Annotated in this window: 16 protein-coding genes; 6 read left to right on the forward strand and 10 right to left on the reverse strand. The window is 36.9% G+C overall.

Going from position 1 to position 23,299, the window contains the following annotated elements:
• Positions 1 to 6 precede the first annotated feature (6 nt).
• A complete protein-coding gene (gene alaS / locus FHR29_RS15805; RefSeq protein ID WP_183915689.1) occupies positions 7 to 2,622 on the reverse strand; it encodes an alanine--tRNA ligase in 2,616 nt (871 codons plus the stop codon).
• Between the two features lie 383 nt (positions 2,623 to 3,005).
• Between alaS and FHR29_RS15810 the strand changes: the two genes are divergently transcribed.
• The 4 genes from FHR29_RS15810 to FHR29_RS15825 all read left to right on the forward strand — a co-directional run bounded on the left by FHR29_RS15810 (position 3,006) and on the right by FHR29_RS15825 (position 7,788).
• Positions 3,006 to 3,848: a universal stress protein gene (locus FHR29_RS15810; RefSeq protein WP_021191118.1), complete on the forward strand. Its 843-nt coding sequence runs from the start codon at positions 3,006 to 3,008 to the stop codon at positions 3,846 to 3,848.
• 5 nt (positions 3,849 to 3,853) lie between these two features.
• Positions 3,854 to 4,729 (forward strand): universal stress protein, encoded by an 876-nt coding sequence (locus FHR29_RS15815; protein WP_183915691.1) that lies wholly within the window; start codon positions 3,854 to 3,856, stop codon positions 4,727 to 4,729.
• A gap of 193 nt (positions 4,730 to 4,922) precedes the next feature.
• Entirely contained in the window at positions 4,923 to 6,260 is a 1,338-nt protein-coding gene (locus tag FHR29_RS15820) for an OmpA family protein (RefSeq protein WP_183915693.1), read from the forward strand.
• 184 nt (positions 6,261 to 6,444) lie between these two features.
• The gene (locus tag FHR29_RS15825; protein WP_183915695.1) at positions 6,445 to 7,788 is read left to right on the forward strand and encodes a S41 family peptidase; all 1,344 of its coding nucleotides are present in this window, start codon (positions 6,445 to 6,447) and stop codon (positions 7,786 to 7,788) included.
• 29 nt (positions 7,789 to 7,817) lie between these two features.
• Here FHR29_RS15825 and FHR29_RS15830 read toward each other — a convergent pair whose 3' ends face one another.
• From FHR29_RS15830 to FHR29_RS15855, 6 genes are all read right to left on the reverse strand, one after another.
• Positions 7,818 to 8,132, reverse strand: coding sequence for a hypothetical protein (locus FHR29_RS15830; protein ID WP_132772246.1), 315 nt, complete (start codon positions 8,130 to 8,132; stop codon positions 7,818 to 7,820).
• Between the two features lie 73 nt (positions 8,133 to 8,205).
• Positions 8,206 to 9,021: a hypothetical protein gene (locus FHR29_RS15835; RefSeq protein WP_183915697.1), complete on the reverse strand. Its 816-nt coding sequence runs from the start codon at positions 9,019 to 9,021 to the stop codon at positions 8,206 to 8,208.
• 57 nt (positions 9,022 to 9,078) lie between these two features.
• Positions 9,079 to 10,434, reverse strand: a complete 1,356-nt coding sequence (locus FHR29_RS15840) for a hypothetical protein (protein ID WP_183915700.1) — start codon at positions 10,432 to 10,434, stop codon at positions 9,079 to 9,081.
• 218 nt (positions 10,435 to 10,652) lie between these two features.
• Positions 10,653 to 14,024 carry a TonB-dependent receptor gene (locus tag FHR29_RS15845; protein ID WP_260292153.1) on the reverse strand — a complete coding sequence of 1,124 codons (3,372 nt, stop codon included), beginning with the start codon at positions 14,022 to 14,024 and terminating at the stop codon, positions 10,653 to 10,655.
• Positions 14,025 to 14,178: 154 nt separating this feature from the next.
• Complete coding sequence (locus FHR29_RS15850) at positions 14,179 to 15,141, reverse strand: FecR domain-containing protein (RefSeq protein ID WP_183915704.1); 963 nt, start codon at positions 15,139 to 15,141, stop codon at positions 14,179 to 14,181.
• Positions 15,142 to 15,269: 128 nt separating this feature from the next.
• The gene (locus tag FHR29_RS15855) at positions 15,270 to 15,884 is read right to left on the reverse strand and encodes an RNA polymerase sigma factor (protein ID WP_183915706.1); all 615 of its coding nucleotides are present in this window, start codon (positions 15,882 to 15,884) and stop codon (positions 15,270 to 15,272) included.
• 259 nt (positions 15,885 to 16,143) lie between these two features.
• On the opposite strand from FHR29_RS15855, the gene FHR29_RS15860 reads away from it, so the two are divergent.
• Positions 16,144 to 18,024 (forward strand): DEAD/DEAH box helicase, encoded by a 1,881-nt coding sequence (locus tag FHR29_RS15860; protein WP_021187941.1) that lies wholly within the window; start codon positions 16,144 to 16,146, stop codon positions 18,022 to 18,024.
• A gap of 162 nt (positions 18,025 to 18,186) precedes the next feature.
• On the opposite strand, the gene rlmB is transcribed toward FHR29_RS15860, so the two are convergent.
• The 3 genes from rlmB to FHR29_RS15875 form a co-directional block, all read right to left on the reverse strand.
• Positions 18,187 to 18,960, reverse strand: coding sequence for a 23S rRNA (guanosine(2251)-2'-O)-methyltransferase RlmB (gene rlmB, locus FHR29_RS15865; protein WP_132772237.1), 774 nt, complete (start codon positions 18,958 to 18,960; stop codon positions 18,187 to 18,189).
• A gap of 108 nt (positions 18,961 to 19,068) precedes the next feature.
• Positions 19,069 to 20,880 (reverse strand): DNA polymerase III subunit gamma/tau, encoded by a 1,812-nt coding sequence (locus FHR29_RS15870; RefSeq protein WP_183915708.1) that lies wholly within the window; start codon positions 20,878 to 20,880, stop codon positions 19,069 to 19,071.
• Positions 20,881 to 21,061: 181 nt separating this feature from the next.
• Entirely contained in the window at positions 21,062 to 21,754 is a 693-nt protein-coding gene (locus FHR29_RS15875; protein ID WP_183915710.1) for an MIP family channel protein, read from the reverse strand.
• 878 nt (positions 21,755 to 22,632) lie between these two features.
• Here FHR29_RS15875 and FHR29_RS15880 point away from each other — a divergent pair.
• Positions 22,633 to 23,262 (forward strand): hypothetical protein, encoded by a 630-nt coding sequence (locus FHR29_RS15880; protein ID WP_183915712.1) that lies wholly within the window; start codon positions 22,633 to 22,635, stop codon positions 23,260 to 23,262.
• The last annotated feature ends 37 nt before the right edge of the window (positions 23,263 to 23,299 follow it).

A 23,299-nucleotide genomic window follows, 5' to 3' on the forward strand; every position in this document is an offset into this window, starting at 1 on the left:
TTCGCTTTATTTTATAAATTCTATTGCTCTATCTATCGCTGTTTGTAATCCGGCACTATTTTTTCCTCCGGCTGTCGCAAAGAACGGCTGTCCTCCACCACCACCTTGGATGTCTTTTGCTAAATCACGGATAATATTTCCAGCATTCAAGCCTTTTGATTTTGCTAATTCATCTGAGATGACAACGGTCAAACTTGGTTTACCGTCAAAGTCAGCTCCTATTACTAAGAATAAGTTATTAACGGCTCCTTTTAATGCGTAAGCTAAGGTCTTTACAGCCTCTGCGTTTGGCAAATCAACAACTGTGGCTAAGAAATTAACATCACCTACTTGTTGTAATTTGCTTTCTAGGTCTGATTTTAACGCTAATGATTTTTCAATAATCGTTTTTTCAATTTCCTTTTTCAAAGCACTGTTTTCGTCCACAATTTTACCCATTGCAGCAACAAAGTCTTTTGGATTATTTAATAACCCTTTTATTTGGTCAACTAATTCAAAATGTTCACGGATCACTGCTGCAGATCTCGTTCCTGTAATCGCTTCGATACGACGTACACCTGCTGCAACGGCAGACTCTGATGTAATCTTAAAGAAACCGATCTGACCGGTAGCTTTAACATGTGTACCACCACATAGTTCTTTTGAAAATTGATCATCAAAAGTAATGACACGCACATAATCGCCATATTTTTCACCAAACAACGCAGTTACTCCTGAATCTAATGCTTGTTGGTAAGGAATATTGCGTTCTTCTTTCAATGCAATATTTTCACGAATCTTAGCATTGACAATATCTTCGACTTGTTTGATCTCCTCTTCTGTTACTTTAGAGAAGTGAGAAACATCAAAACGTAAAATATCATCATTTACTAAGGAACCTTTTTGATTCACATGATCGCCTAATACCTGCTTTAATGCAGCGTGCAATAAATGCGTCGCAGAGTGGTTATTCTCTGTATCTTGTCTTTTTGCCTGATCGACTTGAGCTACAAAAAGGCCTTCAAAACTTTGTGGGAGGGTATCTATAAAATGTACGAACAACCCATTTTCCTTTTTTGTATCCGTTACAAATATCTTCTCACCTGTAGCTTCAGAAATCAAAACTCCAGTGTCACCGACCTGACCACCACCTTCTGCATAAAAAGGTGTGACCGATAAAACCAATTGAAATTGGTCTTTTCCTTTTGCTGAAACTTTACGGTATTTTACAATTTCTGTTTTTGCACTTAGTGTATCGTATCCAACAAATTCAAAGCCTTCATCTTCATTGACTAATATCCAGTCTCCTGTATCAATGGCAGTTGCTGCACGTGAACGGTCTTTTTGGATCTGCAATGCTTGATTAAAACCGACCATATCAACGGAAAGATTTTTCTCTCTCGCTAGTAACTCGGTCAAGTCTATTGGAAAGCCATAAGTATCATATAATTCAAATGCAAAATCACCATCAACAGTTGTATTTGATTCAGCATAATTTTCGAAACGCTGTACTCCTGTGACTAAAGTTCTTAAGAAAGATACTTCCTCTTCTAAGATTACTTTTTGAACAAAACTTTCCTGTGCTTTCAATTCGTTAAATACACCATCAAACTGTGCCGCCAACAAAGGGACTAGCTCATTGATGAATGGTGTTTTGAAATTTAGGAAGGTATACGCATAACGCACTGCACGACGTAAAATACGACGGATTACATAACCTGCTTTATTATTAGAAGGTAGCTGACCATCGGCAATGGCAAAACTAATCGCCCGGATATGGTCTGCAACTACACGCATTGCAATATCTGTTTTCTCATCCGCACCATAAGCTATCCCGGCTTTTTGAGAGATGAACTGAATAGTGGGCTGAAAAACATCGGTATCGTAGTTAGATGTTTTCCCTTGAATAGAACGTACCAAACGCTCAAAACCCATTCCTGTATCCACATGTTTTGCTGGTAAAGGTTGCAATGAACCATCTTTTAGACGGTTGAACTGCATAAAAACCAAATTCCATACTTCAATAACCTGCGGATGATCGGCATTAACAAGTGACTGTCCAGCTACTTCTTGACGTTCTTCTTGCGTACGCATATCATAATGGATTTCGGAACATGGACCACATGGTCCTGTCTCTCCCATTTCCCAGAAATTATCTTTTTTATTTCCTAATAGAATACGATCTTCAGCGATTAAAGCTTTCCAAAAATCATAGGCTTCAGTATCCTTTGCTAGTCCTTCTGAATCGTCACCTTCGAAAATCGTTACGTAAAGACGGTCTTTATCTAATTTGTATACATCAGTAAATAACTCCCAAGCCCACTGAATAGCCTCTTTTTTGAAATAATCGCCAAAGCTCCAATTGCCCAACATTTCAAATAAGGTATGGTGGTAGGTATCAATACCTACTTCTTCCAAATCATTATGCTTACCAGAAACACGTAAACAACGCTGTGTATCGGCGACACGTGGAAATTTAATGGCGGCTTCGCCTAAAAATAAATCTTTAAACTGATTCATTCCCGCGTTTGTAAACATCAATGTGGGGTCATTTTTCACCACAACTGGTGCAGATGGTACGATTTGGTGTCCTTTACTTTTGAAAAAATCCAAAAAAGCCTGACGAATTTCTCTACTTGTCATTGAAAATCTAATTGTCTAATTATGATGTTGCAAACTTACTTAAAATTGCCTCGTTATGCAATTAGACGGATGTCTTTTAGTTCATAATAATGTACTAAAAGTGTCATGAAATAAAATAAATTTTGACTATTTTTAGGAATAATTCAATTTCACTCTACAATAGGAATAAGGAAAATTAATGGTCGTGATACGTCTTATTTAAATTTGTGCTTAAAATCACTTTATTTCATTAAATTAAGCACATGTTTAGATCATTGGAAAAAATATCTTTACAACAGTCAAAAGCAAACTTAACCGATACAAAATGTGTTAAGCTACAATGATGAAATTATATCATTATTAATTAAAGAAAGTGTACGTAATAAAACTAATTACCAAACAACATGAGCAATAAAATTTTAGTCCCGATTGATTTTTCAGAGAACGCCAACACGGCTGTTCAATTTGCAATTGATTTGGCAAAAAAGAGAGGGTTTGATATTCATTTATATCATAACTATACCGTTTCGTCCAGTACTTTTGATGATGTAAACAGTGATAGTTCTGATGATAATTTCAAAGCAGATGTTTTAATGGCTGATTTAATCGAGAAACTAAAGGCCAATAATCCTACTATCGTTTTCACGTCAAAATGTGAGCGCGGCATTATTACGGAGTCCCTGTTGAAAGAAACGAAAAATACTACTTATTCGGCTATTATCATGGGTACTAAGGGTAAAACAGATGATACCAGTGTGATAGTGGGCAGTACAACATATGCTGTTAGTCAGAAAAGTAATATTCCCGTTATTGCGATCCCCTTTAATTACCAAACAAAAGATATTAAAAAAATAGGTTTATTGTCCAATTTTAAATATGCTGAATTGGATACGTTAAATGAATACATCAAAATATTCGGATCTGATGTCAAAGTACAGATCATTCACGTACACTACCATTCGGAGTCTGAATCTGACATTGAGGATAAACTAGAAATTTGGAAATATCAAATCAAAAAGCACACTGAAATAACCGATGTGGATATAGAAGTAGATTCTATACAAACTGATGTAGAAGAATTGGACACTATTCCTGAGGTAATCAATGATATCATCAAAGATGAAGAAATCGATGTTGTATTGATCACGAAAACACGTAAGTCATTTTTTGAAAGATTGTTCAAAAAATCTGTCGCCAAACAAATCATTCATCATCCTATTATTCCAACATTTTTTTCTAAAGCTTAATTATTATGGGCAAAATATTAGTTCCGATCGACTTTTCTGAAAATTCGATTATTGCTGCACGATACGCAAGAGAAATTGCTCTTGAAAATCAAGATGAACTTGTTTTCTTACATGTTTACACCCGACATGTAAACAAATACGCCAATTTTATGGTCCATGGGGAACACATTGTTGATCCAACTATAAAGGAATCTGAGGAACAACTCAATCAACTTGTCGGCGTGGTAAAAGAAAAATGGCCTACTTTGGTCATAAGCCAACTTTTCGATGAAGGGATTCTTGCTGAAGTTATTAGTAAAGAAACGGCAAGAAATCAGTATAAAGTTGTTGTTATGGGTACAAAGGGTGCCTCTGGATTAGAGTCTGTATTAATAGGGAGTAATACTTATGATGTAATCCGTGATTCACAAACTCCAATTTTAGCGATACCTGCTAATGCAACCGCATATAAAAAGGATACGATTGCTTTGTTAACGAATTTTAAACCAGGTGAATTAGAGGTGTTAAAACAGGCGATTCCTGTCTTTGGCAGTAAATTTCATCTATTATTGATTCATATTAATAAACAAGAGGTTGATATTAAAATACTGGATAAAAAGCTTACGGAATGGATAGACAATATCATTTCAGAAACGGGCATTGACGACGTTTCTTATACCGTAAAAAACAGAAGTCATTTTGCAAATTCTGCTGAGAAAATTGCGAATGGAATACAAACGATGATCCGTGATGAAAATATTGATATTATTTTAATAACAAAGAGCCGTAAAACATTTTTTCAGAACTTGTTTAATGAAAATATAATTAAAGAAATGGCTATGGGGATTGTTATTCCTAACTTTTTTGGCAAAACGAATCCGAATAGCAATATTCCTAAATAAAGTACAATCTAACGCTGTAATGTTAATTATAGTATACATTATGGCGTTTTTTTTAAAAAATTAATAAAATGGCAAAGTAGAGAATTGTCTACAAGAAGGGATAAATGTAACTCAGATTCTTGCAGACGTCCAATATTTGGCAACATTATTGTCTAGAGCACTATGATGAAATTTAAAATCAAATTTAAATAATATGAAGATTAACCTTAAGAAAAGTGGATTATTAGTAGCAGCTGGATTATTGGCATCTGCTTCATTTGCACAAAATGCAAAAGTTGGTTCTATAGAGGGCACTACACCGCTAGGACCATCTACCCAATACAGAACTTGGTCTATCGGTATTGGTGCTGGGGTTTTAAATCAAACTAATATTTTTGGTTTCAACCGTAAGGATTACAATGACTTAGACCACAATGTTGGTTATTCGGCATACATTAAGAAACAAATATCTCCTTCTTTTGGATTTAAAGCTTCTTATTTAGGCGGTAAAGTTGGTGGAGCATATGATGATGGTTCACAATCTTTCGAAACTAAAACACCTTGGTCGGCAGCTTTATCTGGAGAGTGGACAATGGCTAATACCAACTGGAGATTTTTCAACAGTTTTATCAAACCTTATGTATCATTAGGTATTGGGGTATTAAATTCTGAGGCTACAGTAACGATGGGGTCAACAAGCACTACATATGATTCTCAATCAAAGTTATTTGTTCCTGCTGATTTCGGATTGAAATTCGCCATTGCAAAAGGGATTAATTTAGATTTAGGGTACCAGTTAAACTGGGCGAATCAGAAGTTTGACGGATCTAATCCTGCTGCAGCTCCTGCTCCTACCTTCAAAAATGATTTATTCTCGTATGCACATGCTGGTTTAGAGATTGCTTTAGGAGATGGTTCGAAACCTACTTTGAATAATTCAAATCCTGTTGCAACGTTAGTAAATGATTACTCTGCAAAATATGATGAGTTAAAAGCACAACGTGATGCACTAGATGCTGCTAATAAAGCATTACAATCTAAAGTTGAGTCATTGAATGCTGACTTACAAGATGATGATGGCGATGGTGTTGCTAACAAATTTGACAAATGTCCAGGTACGCCTTCAGGTGTTCAAGTAGATGGTGCTGGTTGTCCAATTCTTGTTAAAAATGAAACTAAAATTGTAGAGAAAGTTATCACGGAGACGGATAGAAGAACTGTTGATGAAGCAATCAAAAACTTAGAATTCGAAACTGGTAAATCTGTTATCCGTTCTACTTCATACAATTCTTTAGATCGAGTTGCTGCTTTATTAATTGAAAAAGATTTCAGTTTAAAATTAGCTGGTCACACAGATAACACTGGTTCATTACAATTGAACTTAAGATTATCTAAAGAGCGTGCTGAGTCAGTAAAAGCTTATTTAGTATCTAAAGGCGCTAACCCTTCTCGTATAGAAGCTACTGGTTACGGTCCAAACCAACCTATTGCATCTAACAAAACTGCAGAAGGTCGCCAACAAAACCGTCGTGTTGAGTTTACAATATATTAGTAGATTTTAACATCAGGCATAGAAAGGCTACTCTATATAGAGTAGCCTTTTTTTATGAAATAAAAACATCGCAATATGAATGCTTTGATAAGTTGTTTAAACCAAATAAACATTTGAACAACATAAAGATAACGCCAATATCATTTCGATAATACGTATTTTTATGTCGTTAAGATTTTAAAAAATGTGGAAATCAAATCGTATTGTTTTAACCCTTTTTTCAGTGATTCTTTTCTCCTGTGAAAAAGAAGACTCGTTGAAAGAGCCCGGCTCAAATGAGGCCATCAATCACTGGACTCTGGATCAAATGCGACAGTATTATTACTGGAATACTAAAATCAGAACAACAAACGATTATCAGCAACGTCCGGATCTATTCTTCAAAAGTATCTTGTTTCAAGATGACCATTATTCAATGATTATGCAAACCCTGAACAGCGACACCTACGGTAATACCTTGACAAATACTTTTGGCTTTGATATGGTGCAGCTACAGGTTGCAACAGGTACTATCCAAGTCGTAACTCAGGTGGTTCCATTTAGTGAAGCAGATTTACTGGGTCTAAAACGTGGTGATAGTTTATCCTATATGAACAACGAGCTTTTGGATAAGAGTAATATGAAAGCTCTGATAAATAAATCCTTTCATTTGCCTGCAATCAATCTGAAGCGGATAGATGGGAAAATATTTATTCTACCCTCCTCCTATATTTCACAACCTGTTGTTTATAGGTCTAAGATTATCTCGTCGTCTTCCACAGTAGGTTACATTTTTTTAAGTCAATTTGACTTCAGCGGTGCTTATTCATTATTGGAAGCTGTCCAAAATTTTAAATCCAAACAAGTAAAGGATCTTATTGTTGATTTACGTTATAACCCTGGCGGACAGGTTGCTTTTGCTTCATTTTGTGCGCTATTGTTCGCTAATATTAAGGAAAATGACATCTTTGCGAAATATCAGGGAAACAAAAACATCAAAAAGCTGGAGGACTCTTTTTCAGCTGCGCTACAAAGACAGCCAGAGGGTTATTCTTTTATTGCCAAAGAAGTTTTAAAAGAGGGCCTGGGACTAAATAGAATATATATCCTAACGGGTCCAAACACAGCTTCCGCCTCCGAAATGCTCATTAATGGATTGCACCCTTACGTACAGGTTATTCAGGTTGGCGATAAAACTTATGGAAAAGACATGGCTTCTACCACCATATCTACACCAGAAGAAATACATGGCGTAGAGCGCAGCTGGCATTTAATCCCAATGGTTTATAAAATTTATAACAAATTGGACCAAGGGAACTACAATGCGGGAATTCTACCACAAAAGCCTATAAATGAATTTGATTTTTTACCACTGGTGCCTATAGGCGATACACAAGATCCACTTATTGAGGAAGTGTTGAATACAATCAATGCACATAAACCTCAAGCTAAAATCGCGCTGGATAAAAACAACAAAGCCAATTCAAATGCTCATCAATACCTGGGCAGCAGTTATGAAACGATTCCTGTAGAAATAAATCCTCATTAGAAAAACTGGAATAAATACCTATTCGTTCTTCAGCGTGCGCAGGAATTGAAAGAATTGATCACGGTACGGAGATCAACTCCGGTTTGTCCTTCTCTAACAAGCTTACGAAGGGAACGCGATAATATGCCGGAACGAATATTACGCTCTTTTACTTCATATTCCTTGACCAATATTTCCAACTGTAGTAATACTTCTTGATATTGACTATAAAGTTGATTCAGGTCGTTAAGCTCTTTACCCAAGGCAAATAGCACGGAGGCATCTATATCATGCTTAATTTCTCCCTGAAAATTCAGGGAGAGTGCCAGTAGTTTTCGATGTTTTAAATCATTGATTCCTTTCATAAGGATTAGTTTTATGGTATTGATAGCTTACGTTCTGCGCAATAATAGAAAGCTTTGTTTTTCTTAAGAGGATCTACTTTTTTAGCCAAACATTTGACAGTTCAAATCCCAATCCATCCACGAAGGTCACCCAATCATCTTCAAAAATTACATCAGGATCTTTTTGTGGGAGATATATTAAGGCAATCGGATCCGAACCAAGAGCCGCTAATCTTAAAAATAAAAAGACTTGTTGACCATTGATCAATAGCGGTTTTGAATCTTTATCCAAGACTGTAGCTCTATAATAGGGTATTGCGACAGGTATTTTGATAAAATTATCAGGAATTTGATCGGTTATTAGATCGGTTGTTAGAATAGGTTCTTCGGCATACACCATCTTTTCCTCAAATGTATTTTCATCAAAAACTAAAGTTCCTGAATATATAGCCAGTCTTACCGGCTCGCCATCGGGAGAAATGATCTTATTATAATTCAATATTTTTATTTGATAATTTGTAGCATCTGATTGTGCTCCTTCTAAGGGGTTTTTCCCGACTACCAATGTCGGATCAAGTGGACTTTTTGGATAAACGCCGAAAATGTTACTTCCACTTTTCAATGCTAACCGCTGTTTTAGCACAATTTTATCCTCATTACCAAAGGCAATTACAACAGAAGTATCTTTACTCTTATCAAAGATAAAAAGATAGCTATCTTTCGGTCCATCATAATTGGTAAACTCGCCATCTATGGAGATTTTTTTTATTCCTAAATTTTCACCTGAATAAGATTTAAAGGCCACACGCGCCAACTGTCGCTGATCTTCAACTATTTCTCCTTTTTGACAGGAATATAACGCACAACCTGTCCAAAGTACAATAAAATAGATAAATAATTTTTTAAGCATATGTCTGTTAATTAAAAGAAGTGAGCCATAAAAATGGCTCACTTAAGAAAATAAGTATTAATAAGTTTTGGGAGCGAATTGAGCCCAGCCCGCAGTCCAAACTGGATTTGTTGGATGGAAAGCACCACTATAAGTTGTAGTTCCATTACCATATGCTGGTGATGTTGACAACGGTCTTAACACAGCAGGATTAAATGTAGATGATGTCGGATAAAAGATATTAGCAGCACCGGCCAATTTCAAATAAGTTGTAGCATCTGTTGACACATTTGTTTGGTTTCCTGTCGGAGTAGCACCACTGAAAGCTGCAGTGTATGCATGAACGACATTTCCAGTAAATGTACCTGTTGCACCGTCTTGAAATGCGGCACCTGTTGCATAACCTGCGATAATCGAGTTTTGAATATCATACTCTGAAGCTCTTCTCCAGCGGTTACCAAATTTCAATTTAGTACCGGCTACAGTAACATCTTTAATACCCAAGAATGTGAAATTTTTCAAAACTGGGCGTGTTTTAGGTGTTTGAGCATATGGAGCTGTACCTTCGTTATCAGACTCCAAACCATTCGAATCAGAGTTACCGCCTGATAGACTGTTTGTAGAATTAGGATCTTTCAATGATAAAGCATATTGGATTGTTCCGGTATAACCATGATCAAAATCAAAATCATCATCGTCATTTGATAATGCTACTAGGTATTTCGCATTGACGGTACCTCCAAAGAACTCAAAACCATCATCTTTACCCCAAGATACTTGAATGTTTTCTAACGTAGTACCAGTACCAACGCCACCTAAAGTCAATCCATTGATTTCATTGTCGGCAGTTAAATTGTAACCAGCAAACTCAATACGTACATATTTTAATGAGCCTGAATTATCTGCTGCATTTGTACCACCATAAGTCACATCTACGCCTACGGGTTGAGGAATTCCTTCGATTCTTTTTGTTGCAGCTTGATTTGTGGTTGCGCTACCCAGTAATACAACACCACCAAAATCACCTGGATTACGAGAGTTAGCAGCATTCGGAGAAGTAAATACAATTGGTGCTGCAGCAGTACCATTGGCAATCAATTTGGCCGTTTTAGGAACAACCAAAACTCCTTTGATATTTTGTGTCAATCCGGTAATCTGATCGTTGTATGCTTTAGTCAAACCAGAAGTAATGTACGTACCTGGTTGAATAGTTAATGTTGCCCCTGGTTTTACAAAAGCTACACCATCAATTTTCCATACGGTATCCGCAGAAAGAGTTGTTTTAGTAATAATACCTGAAGCATCTGTTGGAATAGTTGCCTGAGGTTTGTTTGGCAAACCAGCATTCAAATCTGAATTAGGTCCTACGTTGTCTTTGTTACAAGAAGCCAATGCGATTGCGCATACACTTGCTACTGTTAAGATTTTTTTCATTTTATGTTAAATAATTACTAGTTTTGCCATCACAAGATCATTTTTTAGACTATGCATCCCTATGGGATAGCATTTCATAAGTTTGCATAGTTATTTTCATCCCCCCTTATTTTGCTTCTATTTTATCTTCCTGTTGTGCGATGTGGACAAACTTGGAACTCATGTGCAATTTTTTAAGGTAGGCATGAAGCTGCCTCGCGCAGTTATTTTTTATTATTTTAAAAATTATAGGTCACTGAAAGACTAAATCTTCGACCTTCTTTTTTACGATAGGTTATAATATCGTCGTCCGCCCTATTATATTTATTATCTCCTTTAACAAGCTCATAAATTATTTCTCCTTTTTCTCCTTGAGAATTACTATACGCTGATTGATTTTGATAATACCTTGTCCATTCATCCAGAAGATTGGCAGCATTAAATTTCACTTCCAATTTCTGTTTCAAAAAACGTTTATACACCTGAAAATCAACCTGCCTTGGCGCAAGTTCATACTCTACCCTATTTGGGTTGAAGGAGGCCGTATTTGTACGATAGCCTCTATGATTATAGCTTGCTGTTATACCAAAACTATCACCCCAATAACCGACACCTAAATTCAACAACCAAGGTGATTGTCCCATTAGTGGACGATCTTGATTAGGCGCTCTTTCTTTTTCGCGTTCTGCAATTGTACGATCATCTACCAACTTATGTCTCCACTGACTTAATGCATTAACTTCAGATTTCAACAATGTCCCATTGGCATTTAGAAAAGCTTTAGATAGCCAATCGGCCTCACCAATAAAACTCAAGTTTTTACGAATTTCAAATTCCAACCCCATGTTTTTTGCGGACTCCATATTATTGAAAACATATGCAGTTCCGGGACTTACATCTTCATTTTCAATCAGTTCTATTGGCTTATCTAAATATTTATAAAATCCGGTTAAGGATATAATTTCACCTGGACTTGGATACCATTCCAATCGCAGATCAACATTATCGATAAAAGTTGATTCGACATTATCCCCTGAAACAATAGCATCCAATTCAAAGTCATAAAATCCAAAAAAACCTGACTCCCTAAAGTCTGGACGAATGGCCGTCTTTGAATAACTTCCTCTCACATTAAAGGTATTGGTTACACTATAAGTTGCATTAATGGACGGTAGAAATTTCCAATTATTTTCACGAATCATCAGTTTATACAATAGTAATTTATTGTTATCTGCATCTGGATCGCCATTCTGCTTTCTAAACATTTCATCCTGACGATTTAACAGATTGTAGTATTCGGCACGGAATCCATAGACTAATCTTAGCTTATTCCAAAATTTCTGATCCAACATCAGATACCCTGCATGTGAACTCATATCACCATCATAAACATTACCACCGATAGGCTCAGGATAATAATAAGCTTGACCAACTCCGTTTCCGATAGTTTCTGGAGAGAACAATATATCATAAGGTTTTTCAATAGCAGGTGCCGATTTAGAAGGATCATCGGGCATGTAAGAGCGGGTAAATGGCAACAAACGAAAAACCGAAAGATTACGATTTTTTTTCCAGCCTTGATATCCAGCCTTAACCAAAGTGCTAACGGATTTTCCTTCACCAAAGACTCGAGAAAATGCCATTGCCCAGTTAAAATCATTTTCATTAATCTCAGTCCACATGCGGGAATCAAAACCCGTTTCGGAATGGTTAGACCAGTTAGAAAGACTTAATAAATTAGGACTTTGAAACATATAATTTCCGTCTAATATAGTCGTTAATCCATATCGCAATTTACGTTCATCCAAAATCTGCTGCTTGATTCTATTATAGGCAAACATACCCTCAGCCTTGATTTTCCACGGCAACTGATATTCACCGCTTAACTGATGCTGCTGCAAAGACATTGTTTCAGGTAATTGATACTGATTTTTGGTCGGAGGGTTATTTAAATTTGTAAAGGTTGACCGGATATTTTCACTATAATTATTGTTAAAAGTCCGAGCGTACATATTTTTAAATGCGAGCTTAAAATCCTGTCCTTTTAGTCCAAAATTCGCCACCAATCCGCTACTACTATTAAAGCGATAGGAGGTTCCTGCACCATTCTGACCGATCGTGTCACTTTCTATCATATGTTGCTTCTCTCCATACCCATTAATGATACCAGATCCTCGCACATTATTAAAGGCGACAATATTTTGTTCATTTCGAATATTAGCAGAAGCAGAGAAACCGAACAGTAATCCATTTGAAAAATTATACCGCCTTCCCAATGCAAACCTTAAATTTTGATTAGGATTGGCCTTGTAGCGATATAATTTCATCGCATCTGCGTTAACCTGTTTGGACTGGGCTATTGCATCAATGTCATTATACTTGAGATTTGAACCTGGCATTAAAAATTCTTCATTCAACTTTGGATCGTTCAATATATATCCTGGAGGAGCATCTAGACGTCTTGCTTCACCATTCCAAAACCAAGGCTGTATCCCTTCGGGCTGCTTCGAAGAAGAATGATTAAAACCAAAATATTCGCTTGTATGCCGTTCACCAAGACGATAAAAGTCTTTTCCTGTTGTGCGGGAATTTCCTCCAACGCCATATTGTATTGTGGTAAAATCCTTATCCGGGATATCTAACGTATTAATAGAAACCTGTCCGCCCGAGAATTCGGCCGATACATCCGGTGTTGCCGTTTTATTGACCACCACAGAACTCACCATCTCGGTTGGAATAATATCAAAAGAAAAATCACGTCTATTTTGCGAAGTACTTGGGATGACTACGCCATCCAACATGGCTTGATTGTAACGATCGGACATACCCCGCACAATCACATTTCTATTGTTGACGGTCGTCAATCCAGTAACGCGCTTTAGCACCTGCCCCATATCATTGTCAGGTGTACGTGCAATCTGCTCGGCAGATATACCATCAGTCACCGAGGCAGCGTTCTTTTGTGCGGCATACAGTCCTGCTACAGATGCTTTTTTAAACGACACACTAACGACCGCCGTTTCCAACTTATTGGTCTGCGTTTTCATCGCAATATTTAATGCTGTAAGTTGTCCGTCCTCTATTTTCACGCCTTCTATGCGCTGTGTCTGATAAGATAGATAACTGACTTCCAAGGCATAGGTCCCCGATACAGCGGTTAAAATATAACTACCATCAATACTGCTCTGTGTCGTCTTATTGGTTCCGACCAACTTAATGCTGGCATTTGCCAACAACTGACCTCGATCATCAATTACTTTCCCAGAAATGCGTCCTAGCTGCTGTATTGGTTTTTTGACCAATGTAATATAGACCCCATTATCTTTAGGTATCAGATCTGTACCCCTAAGAAGATAGCGCACTACTTCTCCTATACTGCTATTTTTAAAAATTTTGGCATTCACTTTTTCCTTTGACAGATTATATTTATTGGCATCAAAGGCAATATGTATATTTTGCAATTCCAATTGCTCGAAAGCTGCTGGAATATTAGATTCATTAAAAGAAACTGAAATCTTTCTATTGAGCAACTGGCCGTATGCACCTGATGCTAAAAGCATTTCTGCCGATACGATTAAAAGAAGTAGTCCCACCAATGATGACTTGATCATAAACTTAATATTGTTTTTCGTAACGTATTTCATAAATTTGTATGCGTATATAATAGCTCTATAAGTTTTTGTATATGTTATTTTATAGCACCTTATGGATGCTATAGGATCCAGAGTTGACGATGGCAGTCGTCAGCTCTTTTTTATTCCCGAATTAGTAGATATGCACCGTACTCCCCTCCTTCCTAGACTTGTTATGGTGGACAGCTTTTATACTTTCCAAGGTTGCTGACCAAGAGAGCTGTTTCGATATCGGCATGCTGTAGCGCTGTCGGGCAATCTGATCATCGCCGGCTTTCAGATCTACATTGTAGATATTTTTAACTGCTAATGCCAATTCTGCAAAACTGCTTTGCTTTAGGTAAATCTTTCCCTCAATCCAACTATTACGTATAGTGAGGTCAAAAGTCTCTTGGTTACTACTGTGGTTGTTTTTGGTATAGCGAATCTGTCCGCCGCGCTCCAATGTGCCTAATGACTTGTTGTCCGCCGCTACTTGTACTTTACCTGTAAATACAGATACAGATATTTCATCCGATTCGCGGTAGTTTTTTACCGTAAACGATGTACCCAATACCTTTGTCTGTAATTGCTGTGTATTGACAACAAAAGCTTTTGTAGAATCTTTTTTAACTTCAAAAAATGCTTCTCCGGCAAGAAGCTCTACTACACGGTCCTTTCTGTCGTATGAAACGGTATCCAATTTAATTTTGGAACGTGCATTTAAAATGATCGTTGATCCGTCTGCCAATAATACTTTCTTCCGTTGTGCAACTCCTGTTTCAAAAATCCGGTATCCTGGTTTTACATTCACTTCCTGTTTTACGGTATCCAGAGCGGTTTGGTTTTTCCAAAACAATATGCCAAAGCAAAACAAAAGTGTAGCCGCCACAGATCCAATCCAATAGACCATTTTCCGAATTGATGATTTTTGAGGAGTTTTATTTTCAATCTGCTGTTGTATCCTATTCCATAATTGGACCTCATCAATTACACTTTCAGGAATCTCTTCCCGATCTAGTGTTTCATACCAGCGATCGACCAACATACGCTCTGCTTTTGTAGCTTTGTTCTGCTGATATCTATAGATCAGGGATTCAAATATTCTTCTTTTCACTTTTTTGATTGCTGTTTATATATAAGTCTGCAAAAAAGCTATAAAGTACTTCAAGAAATAGTTAATGTTTTATAAAAGAATTGTTAAGTATATTTTTGGTGGCAGTCATTGTCTGCTGTACATAATATTCACTTAGATAGTTGCTCCAGAGCGAGAACAAGAAATACGCTAAGCGTGCTATTTTGAACATTTTGTCTTGCACTTATTGCTTTCCTCATTCTTTTGGAAGCTTCTGTCAGGTTATTCTTCACGGTCTGCTCCGAAAGCCCCATACGCAGGGCGATCTCTCGAATTGGTAGATGCTCCCATTTAAGTAAGAGTGCCTGACGCATATTATGCGGCATAATTTCCAATTCCTCTTCCAGTAATCTTTCTAATGCAAGGTAAGTTTCCAATTCTTCAGGATGCTGTTGTACATAGTCAAAAATATGGTTGCTCCAATGGTCCAACAGTCTATTTTTAACTTTATTGGCATTAAAAAAATCGATAATCTTATACTTGAGCATTCCTTTGAGGTAAGCTGGAAGATTCATTTGGATGTCGATCGTATGACGCTTTTCCCAAAACTGTACAAATAATTCTTGGAGAATATCTTCTACATCCTGAGCGTCCAAAATCCGCCGGGCAGCATGCTGATAAAGATCTTTCCAACAATAGCGATAAAGCTCTCCAAAAGCGTTTGTATCATTTCGCTCTTTAATAGCTTGAAGCCAATGCTGATATATAATTGGTATTTGATCCATACTACTATCAAAAGTAAGGTTGAAATATTAAGTCTACATTAACAAATGATCAAAAAAGCAGAATAGTTATAAATTAGTTTCACAATCCAAATAATTCTTTTCAATGTGGTTTATTTATGTTTAACAGGTATAAAAATATTTATTTGTCATTCAAAAAACACATTATATCAAATACTTAGCTTATAAATTAGTTTTGTAAATATTATTTTCCTATCTTTGCATCGCCTTAGGCAATAGAGCCTATTGTATAAATTAATTCATGAACCCATTTTTAGAACTGGGAATCCGTGAGGAAATTGTTAATGCCATCTCAGAATTAGGTTTTGAAAAACCTTCTGAAATTCAGGAAAAAGCCATTCCTGTTTTATTGACTGGTAACGACGATTTTGTCGGATTAGCCCAAACCGGCACAGGTAAGACAGCAGCATTTGGTCTTCCATTATTACAGCAATTAGACTTTTCTCAGAAACATCCTCAAGCGTTGGTATTGTGTCCAACACGTGAGCTTTGTTTGCAAATCTCGAAAGATATAGAAAGATATGCTAAAAACCTCGACAACGTACATGTTGTTGCTGTTTATGGAGGTGCAAATATTAGTGACCAACTTCGTCAAATCAGACGTGGTGTGCAAATTGTAGTAGCGACCCCAGGTCGTATGTTAGATATCATTGGCCGTAATGCTATTGATTTCTCTCAAGTGAAATATGTTGTGTTAGATGAAGCAGATGAAATGCTTAACATGGGCTTCAAAGAAGACATCAACAACATCCTGTCAGAAACTCCTGACACTAAAAAAACATGGTTATTCTCTGCAACAATGCCATCTGAGGTACGCCGTATAGCTAAAAACTATATGACTGATCCAGTTGAAATGACTGTAGGTACGAAAAACACTGGTAATGCTAATATTGAACATCAATATTATTTAATTAGAGCTAAAGACAAATACGCTGCTTTCAAACGTATTGTAGATTCAAATCCTGATATCTTTGGTATCGTCTTTTGTCGTACAAAAATTGAAACGCAAGAAATTGCTGAATCTTTAATTAAAGATGGTTACAACGCTGATTCATTACACGGAGATTTATCTCAACAACAACGTGACAAAGTGATGAAACGTTACCGTGACCGTAGTTTACAATTATTAATTGCTACAGACGTTGCAGCCCGTGGTATTGATGTAAACGACGTAACTCACGTGATTAACTTCTCTTTACCTGATGAAATTGAAAACTATACTCACCGTTCTGGCCGTACAGCTCGCGCAGGTAAAACTGGTATTTCAATCTCATTGATCAACATTAAAGAGCAAAGCAAAATCCGTCAACTTGAAAAAGTTATCGGAAAACAATTTGAGCGTAAACAAGTTCCTCAAGGAGCTGATGTTGTTGAAAAACAATTATTAACGATCATCAATAAAGTTCAGAATGTAGAAGTTAATGAGGATCAAATCAATCAATTCTTACCAGCTATTATGGAAGGTTTTGAATCGTTATCGAAAGAAGATATCGTAAAAAGATTTGCTTCATTAGAATTCAATAGATTCTTAGATTATTACAAAGGTGCTCATGATTTAAATATCGAAGCACGTGATATCAGCAGCAATGGCCGCGAACGTGGCGAAAGAGGCGAGCGTGGTGAAAGAGGAGAACGTGGAAGCTCTAAAGGATTTACTCGTTTATTCATGAACCTTGGTTCTGTAGATGAATTCAGCCGTGGAGACATGTTAGGATTTATCTGTAACAACGCTAAAATTTCTGGAAAATCAATTGGTAAAATTGATTTAAAAGGAGTATTCACTTTCTTTGAAGTTGAAGATGCTGAGGTAACAAAAGTATTCGAAGGATTTAAAGACGTTGATTTCAACGGTCGTAACGTACGTATCGAAGTTTCTGGAGACGGAAAAACTGAAAACCGTGGTGGTGGAAACAGAAGCCGTGGTGGAAGTGGCGAACGTAGAAGCTTTGGCGGTGGTGAAAGACGTGAAGGTGGAGGTGGTTACCGCGGTGGTGGTGATCGCAGAAGCGGTGGCGGTGAAAGACGTGAAGGTGGATACCGTGGTGGAGATCGTAGAGAAGGAAATGGTGGTGGTTTTAGAGACTTTTCTGGAAAAAGAAAAGAATCTAGTAACAAATACTAATCGATTCATCTTATAAAATAAGAGCGGCTATCCCAAAGATAGCCGCTCTTATTATTTATACAACAGTTATGTTATTTCCTAATGTGATTAACATAAAAAAAGAAGAGTGGCTAACCCTAAAGATAGCCACTCTTCTTTTTTTATATAGTATTTATACAAGTATTATTTCACGCGTTGACGAATAGCCTCGTATAATACAACTCCAGCCGAAACAGAAACGTTTAATGATCCTATTTCTCCGAACATAGGTATTTTGGCAAGATGATCTGCAATACGAATTAAATCGTCTGATACACCTGTATCCTCAGCTCCCATGATGATACATGTTGGTACAGTATAATCAACATCATAGATGCTATCTTTTGTCTTTTCAGTACTTACAACTAACTGTATGCCGGACTCAATAAGAAATTTACCCACTTTAGCCAAACCTTCATGACGACATACTGGTATTTTATATAATGCACCTGCGGATGTCTTGATTGCATCAGGATTAACCTCTGCAGATCCTTTTTTTGGTACAATGATCGCATGTACACCTGAACATTCTGCTGTACGTGCAATAGCACCAAAGTTGCGCACATCTGTAACCCCATCTAGCATCAAAAATAAAGGCACTTCTCCTTTTTCATAAATTTCAGGAACAATGTCTTCAATTTTTTGATAGATAATCGGGGAAATAACGGCTATAACACCTTGATGGTTTTTGCGTGTGATACGATTTAGTTTTTCAATTGGAACTTGTTGAAACCCTAAGTCGTGCTCTTTCAAAAGAGCTTTCAATTCTAAAACTAAACTTCCGGCTAAACCTCTTTGTATAAATAATGATTCAATTTCTTTACCACTATCTATCGCTTCTATAACGGCACGAATACCGAAAACCATCTGATTGGCTTCACGATCTGATGATCTATCGTGTCTTTGAAAATTTTGCATGCTTAATATTCTAAATAAGAATTGGTTTCTAGCAATTAGCTAACCAATTTGAAAGGCAAAGATACAAAAAGAAATATGGGTTAGTGCAAGAAAAAGTTGGTCTAAGTTTTAACTTAGTCCCAAATTAAGCTCTTTTCTTAACGTTTCTAAAAGTGGATTCTTCTGTACCATAGCTTGATATTTCTCTTGCGAGGTATAAGGTTTACGTACAACATCATGCTCCATAACAATACCACGTAGATCTAGTGAAAAATTATGCAGTGCAGGACGAAGGAAATTTAATAAATCTACCTTTGCCATATTCAGAACATCCATCTGGACCATATTCTCCACATCTACCTCTATTTGATTTCCAACTAACTTTGGGGGCACAGCTGTCATGAGGGTATACAGATTAATCTTATTTTGCTTTTTTATATCTGTTGCCAACGTTTTCCAGAATTGGATAAATTTTTCATAAGTCACTACTTCCTCTTCAGTACCTTTAACTAAACTCGGCTCATTACTATCTTCTTCTTCAGTTTTAGATTCAAAAATTGAATTTAGATCGGGTAGTGATGGCATAGAACTTTTGGAAGCTCCCCACCCACCCTTTTTCACTTTAGGCGGTAAGTTAGAGACTTCTGGGCTTTTCGTTTGTTCTACTACTGGTGTTGCAGGAGGTACTGCAATCGGAGTTATAGCAATATTTTTATCTACTACTGGTAATGAGGGTTTTGCATCAACGACAGCTGTTTCTGTGGCTGGAGCTACATTAGGGAGTTTTTTTTTTAATCCTTCAACAGTATTGGGAGCCTGAAGGGTTCCAATCTGGCTTAACTTAATAGCACTTGATAAGTGACATATTTTTAAAAGTGCTAATTCTACCTGAAGCCGCTGATTCTTACTTGTTTTATAATTAATCTCACATTGATTAGCAATATTCAATGCTGATAATAATAATCCCGTTGAAGATTTACGTGCTTGATCCAAATACTTAGCTCTTATACTTTCACTTACTTCTAACAACTTTAAGGTAGACGGTTCTTTTGCAACCAATAGATTTCTGAAATGCGATGCTAAACCTGAAATAAAATGACTACCATCAAAACCATTATTTAAAATATCATTTAATATTAATAAGGTATCTGCTGGATTTTCAATCAATATAGCATCTGTCAATTTAAAGAAGTAATCGTAATCTAAAATATTCAGATTATCAATAACTGCTTGATAAGTGACCTGCTTATTTGAAAAACTAACGATTTGATCAAACATCGATAATGCATCACGAAGTCCTCCATCTGCTTTTTGAGCGATGATATGAAGGCCATCTTGATCGTACTGAATACTTTCACGTGTTGCAATGTTGGCCAAGTGATTGGCCATATCTTCAACACGGATACGGTTAAAATCAAAAATCTGACAACGTGATAAAATCGTCGGTAAGATTTTATGTTTTTCTGTAGTTGCTAAGATAAATATGGCATAGGCAGGTGGTTCTTCCAATGTTTTTAGGAAAGCATTGAATGCCTGCTGCGACAGCATATGAACCTCATCGATGATATAGATCTTAAACTTACCCACTTGTGGTGGAATACGTACTTGATCAATCAAATTTCGGATATCGTCTACTGAGTTGTTTGATGCTGCATCTAATTCATGAATGCTAAATGAATTACCATTCTGAAAAGATTTACAGCTATCACATACACCACAGGCTTCGCTAATATCTGAAATGTTTTCACAATTTATTGTTTTTGCTAAAATACGCGCGCAAGTTGTTTTACCCACACCTCTTGGTCCACAGAACAAAAATGCTTGTGCTAACTGATTGTTATGAATAGCATTCTTAAGTGTACCGGTGATGTGTTGCTGACCGACAACCGAGTCGAAGGTGACCGGGCGATATTTACGAGCAGAAACAATAAAATTTTCCATTGTACGAAGATACAAATTTTGTACCTCCGTCACAAAATTAAAAAGCGATACTTCAAAAAAGTGTGCTCCTAAAATTGTTCTATCATCGAAACAAGAAGATAAAAAAATAGCTTCATTTTTCAATGAAGCTATCCAATATCATGATATAAAAGTTTTAATTCCCTTTAGGTTCAAGAGCACGCTAAACGACTGCGGCAATTATAGCTCCTACAATAGGGGCTACAATAAATAACCAAAGTTGTGAAAGGGCTTGGCCCCCAGCTAGTATAGCTGGACCAAAACTACGTGCTGGATTGACTGAAGTACCTGTGATGGGAATGGCAACTAAATGAATCAAAACTAAGGTCAGCCCTATAGCCAAACCAGCCATAGTGGAATTTCCAATTTTGGAGGTAGTCGCTAAGATGACAAATAAAAAGATAAAGGTTAAAACAGCCTCTGTTAAAAATGCGGCGGATGTGCCGTATTCATTCTGATAGCCTTTCCCCCATCCATTCGAGCCATATGCCCATTCACCTGGAGAGAAACCCGCTAGCTGTCCTCCTAGAATTTGCTGTAGAACAAAAGCACCTAATAATGCTCCTATTAATTGTGCTACAATATAAACAACAGCATCTTTCGCAGTAATCTTTCCCGCAACAAGTACACCGATTGTTACTGCGGGGTTGATGTGACACCCACTAATGCCGCCTATCGCATAGGCAAAAACAACAACGGATAAACCGAATGCTAGCGCGATCCCCAGTAATCCCAATCCCGACAATCCGCCTAAAGTCGTAGCGCCGGCAACAGCCGCTGCACCACAACCAAATAGTACCAAACCAAAAGTTCCAATTAGTTCAGCAACAAATTTTGTAGAAATATTTGTTTCCATTTCTTTAAGTTATAATATGGTCAAACTTGCGTCAAATATCTTACCTCTTTTACACCTGTGTTTCAATGAGTTAAATTAAAGTAAGGATACAGCTACATGTATATTATTTCCTACAGATAATATACAATAGTAACAGGTAAAATTTAATACTAAGATCATGAGATAATAATGCTTTGGCTGAGAAAAAATTTTGTTTTTTTAGTGTGATCTTTTTTACTTTTCTACGTAACATGGATTCGAAGAGCAATTGATTTATGTTGCCGAGGGATGACGGTACCATCACATGCTATGGCGTAGCTATATTGTTGTGTCGCAAATCGATGATGCTCTTAAGATGATGCGCTACATTTTCTTGAAATATAAGTCCGCCAAGATGGTTGAACATAAATAAGTCAAAAGAAAATTATCTCCCTGCCTGCAACGAGACAATACAGGAGTTTACTTTTATCTTGACAGACTGGTGAATGGCTCCAAACACTTTCCTTTCAATAAACTTATTCCTCCTGTGAGTAAATAACTATTTCCTTAAAAGCATGTTACGTAGAACTATCTACGAGAGATCGCGCAATATAATCAAGCCGTTGGGAGATATAAGCTTGTTGTAAGAAGAAACCTTCCTGTTCCTCTTCATCATTACAAAGAAACTAGAAGATAGCATTCAAAAGTACGGTATCACTGAATTGCAATGGCGCAAAATGATCTCCCCACTATGCTCAGGGTATCGGAAATAGTGCGGAAGAATTCGGCCTTTCCGTCTGTTAGGAATTCCATTGCGTGAAGAGCCGTTGCATCGCGTATAATCTTTACTATCTATCGTTTCAATTGTGAGGTATAGCAAAAAAGAGTTATTTTAGTGATTAAACCTAGATGATATTCTGATGAAATATATTCGTGCAAAAGCCAATTTTATTCGATATACTGACGAAAAACTACTTGTAAAAGCAAGGTATATTTTATCGTGCATGAAGAATTCTACTGTCTTTATTAATCCGACTTTGCCACTGCCAACTATTGAAGATGCTTACCAAGATTACCAGAAGAAAGTGATCGAGGCTGAAAGCGGAAGCCGAGAAAAGAAGTCTCATAAACGAGAAAGTAAGCGGAAACTCTGTGAACTGCTGCAACAGCTTGTTGCTTACGTCAATTTAGTCTGTGATGGAAAGTTATCTTTACTACACAGTTCGGGTTTCCCTGTACTCACCAAAAAACGTAAAGGCCAAGTTCCTAATACTCCATCCGCCCCATTTCTTTGTGATGGACGTACAAGTGGTGAAGTCGCCTTTGGATTTAAACCTGTAGGACGGGATATGTTTTATGATTATAGGTTTGCAACAGAGGTTGACTCGTATGGACTCCCACAATGGGGAGAAATATTCTATAAAACAAACTCGTTCAGGGCGTATTATTCAGGATTTACTCCTGGCCACTATATCTATTTTCAAGTTAGAGCGCGCAATAAACATGGTCAAAGTCATTGGACGGCTCCTCTATTATTTATGGTTGGATAAAAAGACTAGTAGATTGAAATTACTGCTACAAAATCTT

Origin of the sequence: Sphingobacterium sp. JUb56 (genome assembly GCF_014191365.1) — a bacterium.
GTDB lineage: Bacteria > Bacteroidota > Bacteroidia > Sphingobacteriales > Sphingobacteriaceae > Sphingobacterium > Sphingobacterium anhuiense.

Bases quoted from the DNA above. Each gene is read 5' to 3' on its own strand.
- FHR29_RS15855 (WP_183915706.1), bottom strand. From the start codon at position 15,884: ATGGATCAAATACCAATTATATATCAGCATTGGCTTCAAGCTATTAAA.
- FHR29_RS15820 (WP_183915693.1), top strand. From the start codon at position 4,923: ATGAAGATTAACCTTAAGAAAAGTGGATTATTAGTAGCAGCTGGATTA.
- FHR29_RS15825 (WP_183915695.1), top strand. From the start codon at position 6,445: ATGTGGAAATCAAATCGTATTGTTTTAACCCTTTTTTCAGTGATTCTT.
- FHR29_RS15845 (WP_260292153.1), bottom strand. From the start codon at position 14,024: ATGATCAAGTCATCATTGGTGGGACTACTTCTTTTAATCGTATCGGCA.
- FHR29_RS15815 (WP_183915691.1), top strand. From the start codon at position 3,854: ATGGGCAAAATATTAGTTCCGATCGACTTTTCTGAAAATTCGATTATT.
- FHR29_RS15860 (WP_021187941.1), top strand. From the start codon at position 16,144: ATGAACCCATTTTTAGAACTGGGAATCCGTGAGGAAATTGTTAATGCC.
- FHR29_RS15840 (WP_183915700.1), bottom strand. From the start codon at position 10,434: ATGAAAAAAATCTTAACAGTAGCAAGTGTATGCGCAATCGCATTGGCT.
- rlmB (WP_132772237.1), bottom strand. From the start codon at position 18,960: ATGCAAAATTTTCAAAGACACGATAGATCATCAGATCGTGAAGCCAAT.
- FHR29_RS15880 (WP_183915712.1), top strand. From the start codon at position 22,633: ATGAAATATATTCGTGCAAAAGCCAATTTTATTCGATATACTGACGAA.
- alaS (WP_183915689.1), bottom strand. From the start codon at position 2,622: ATGACAAGTAGAGAAATTCGTCAGGCTTTTTTGGATTTTTTCAAAAGT.
- FHR29_RS15830 (WP_132772246.1), bottom strand. From the start codon at position 8,132: ATGAAAGGAATCAATGATTTAAAACATCGAAAACTACTGGCACTCTCC.
- FHR29_RS15875 (WP_183915710.1), bottom strand. From the start codon at position 21,754: ATGGAAACAAATATTTCTACAAAATTTGTTGCTGAACTAATTGGAACT.
- FHR29_RS15870 (WP_183915708.1), bottom strand. From the start codon at position 20,880: ATGGAAAATTTTATTGTTTCTGCTCGTAAATATCGCCCGGTCACCTTC.
- FHR29_RS15835 (WP_183915697.1), bottom strand. From the start codon at position 9,021: ATGCTTAAAAAATTATTTATCTATTTTATTGTACTTTGGACAGGTTGT.
- FHR29_RS15810 (WP_021191118.1), top strand. From the start codon at position 3,006: ATGAGCAATAAAATTTTAGTCCCGATTGATTTTTCAGAGAACGCCAAC.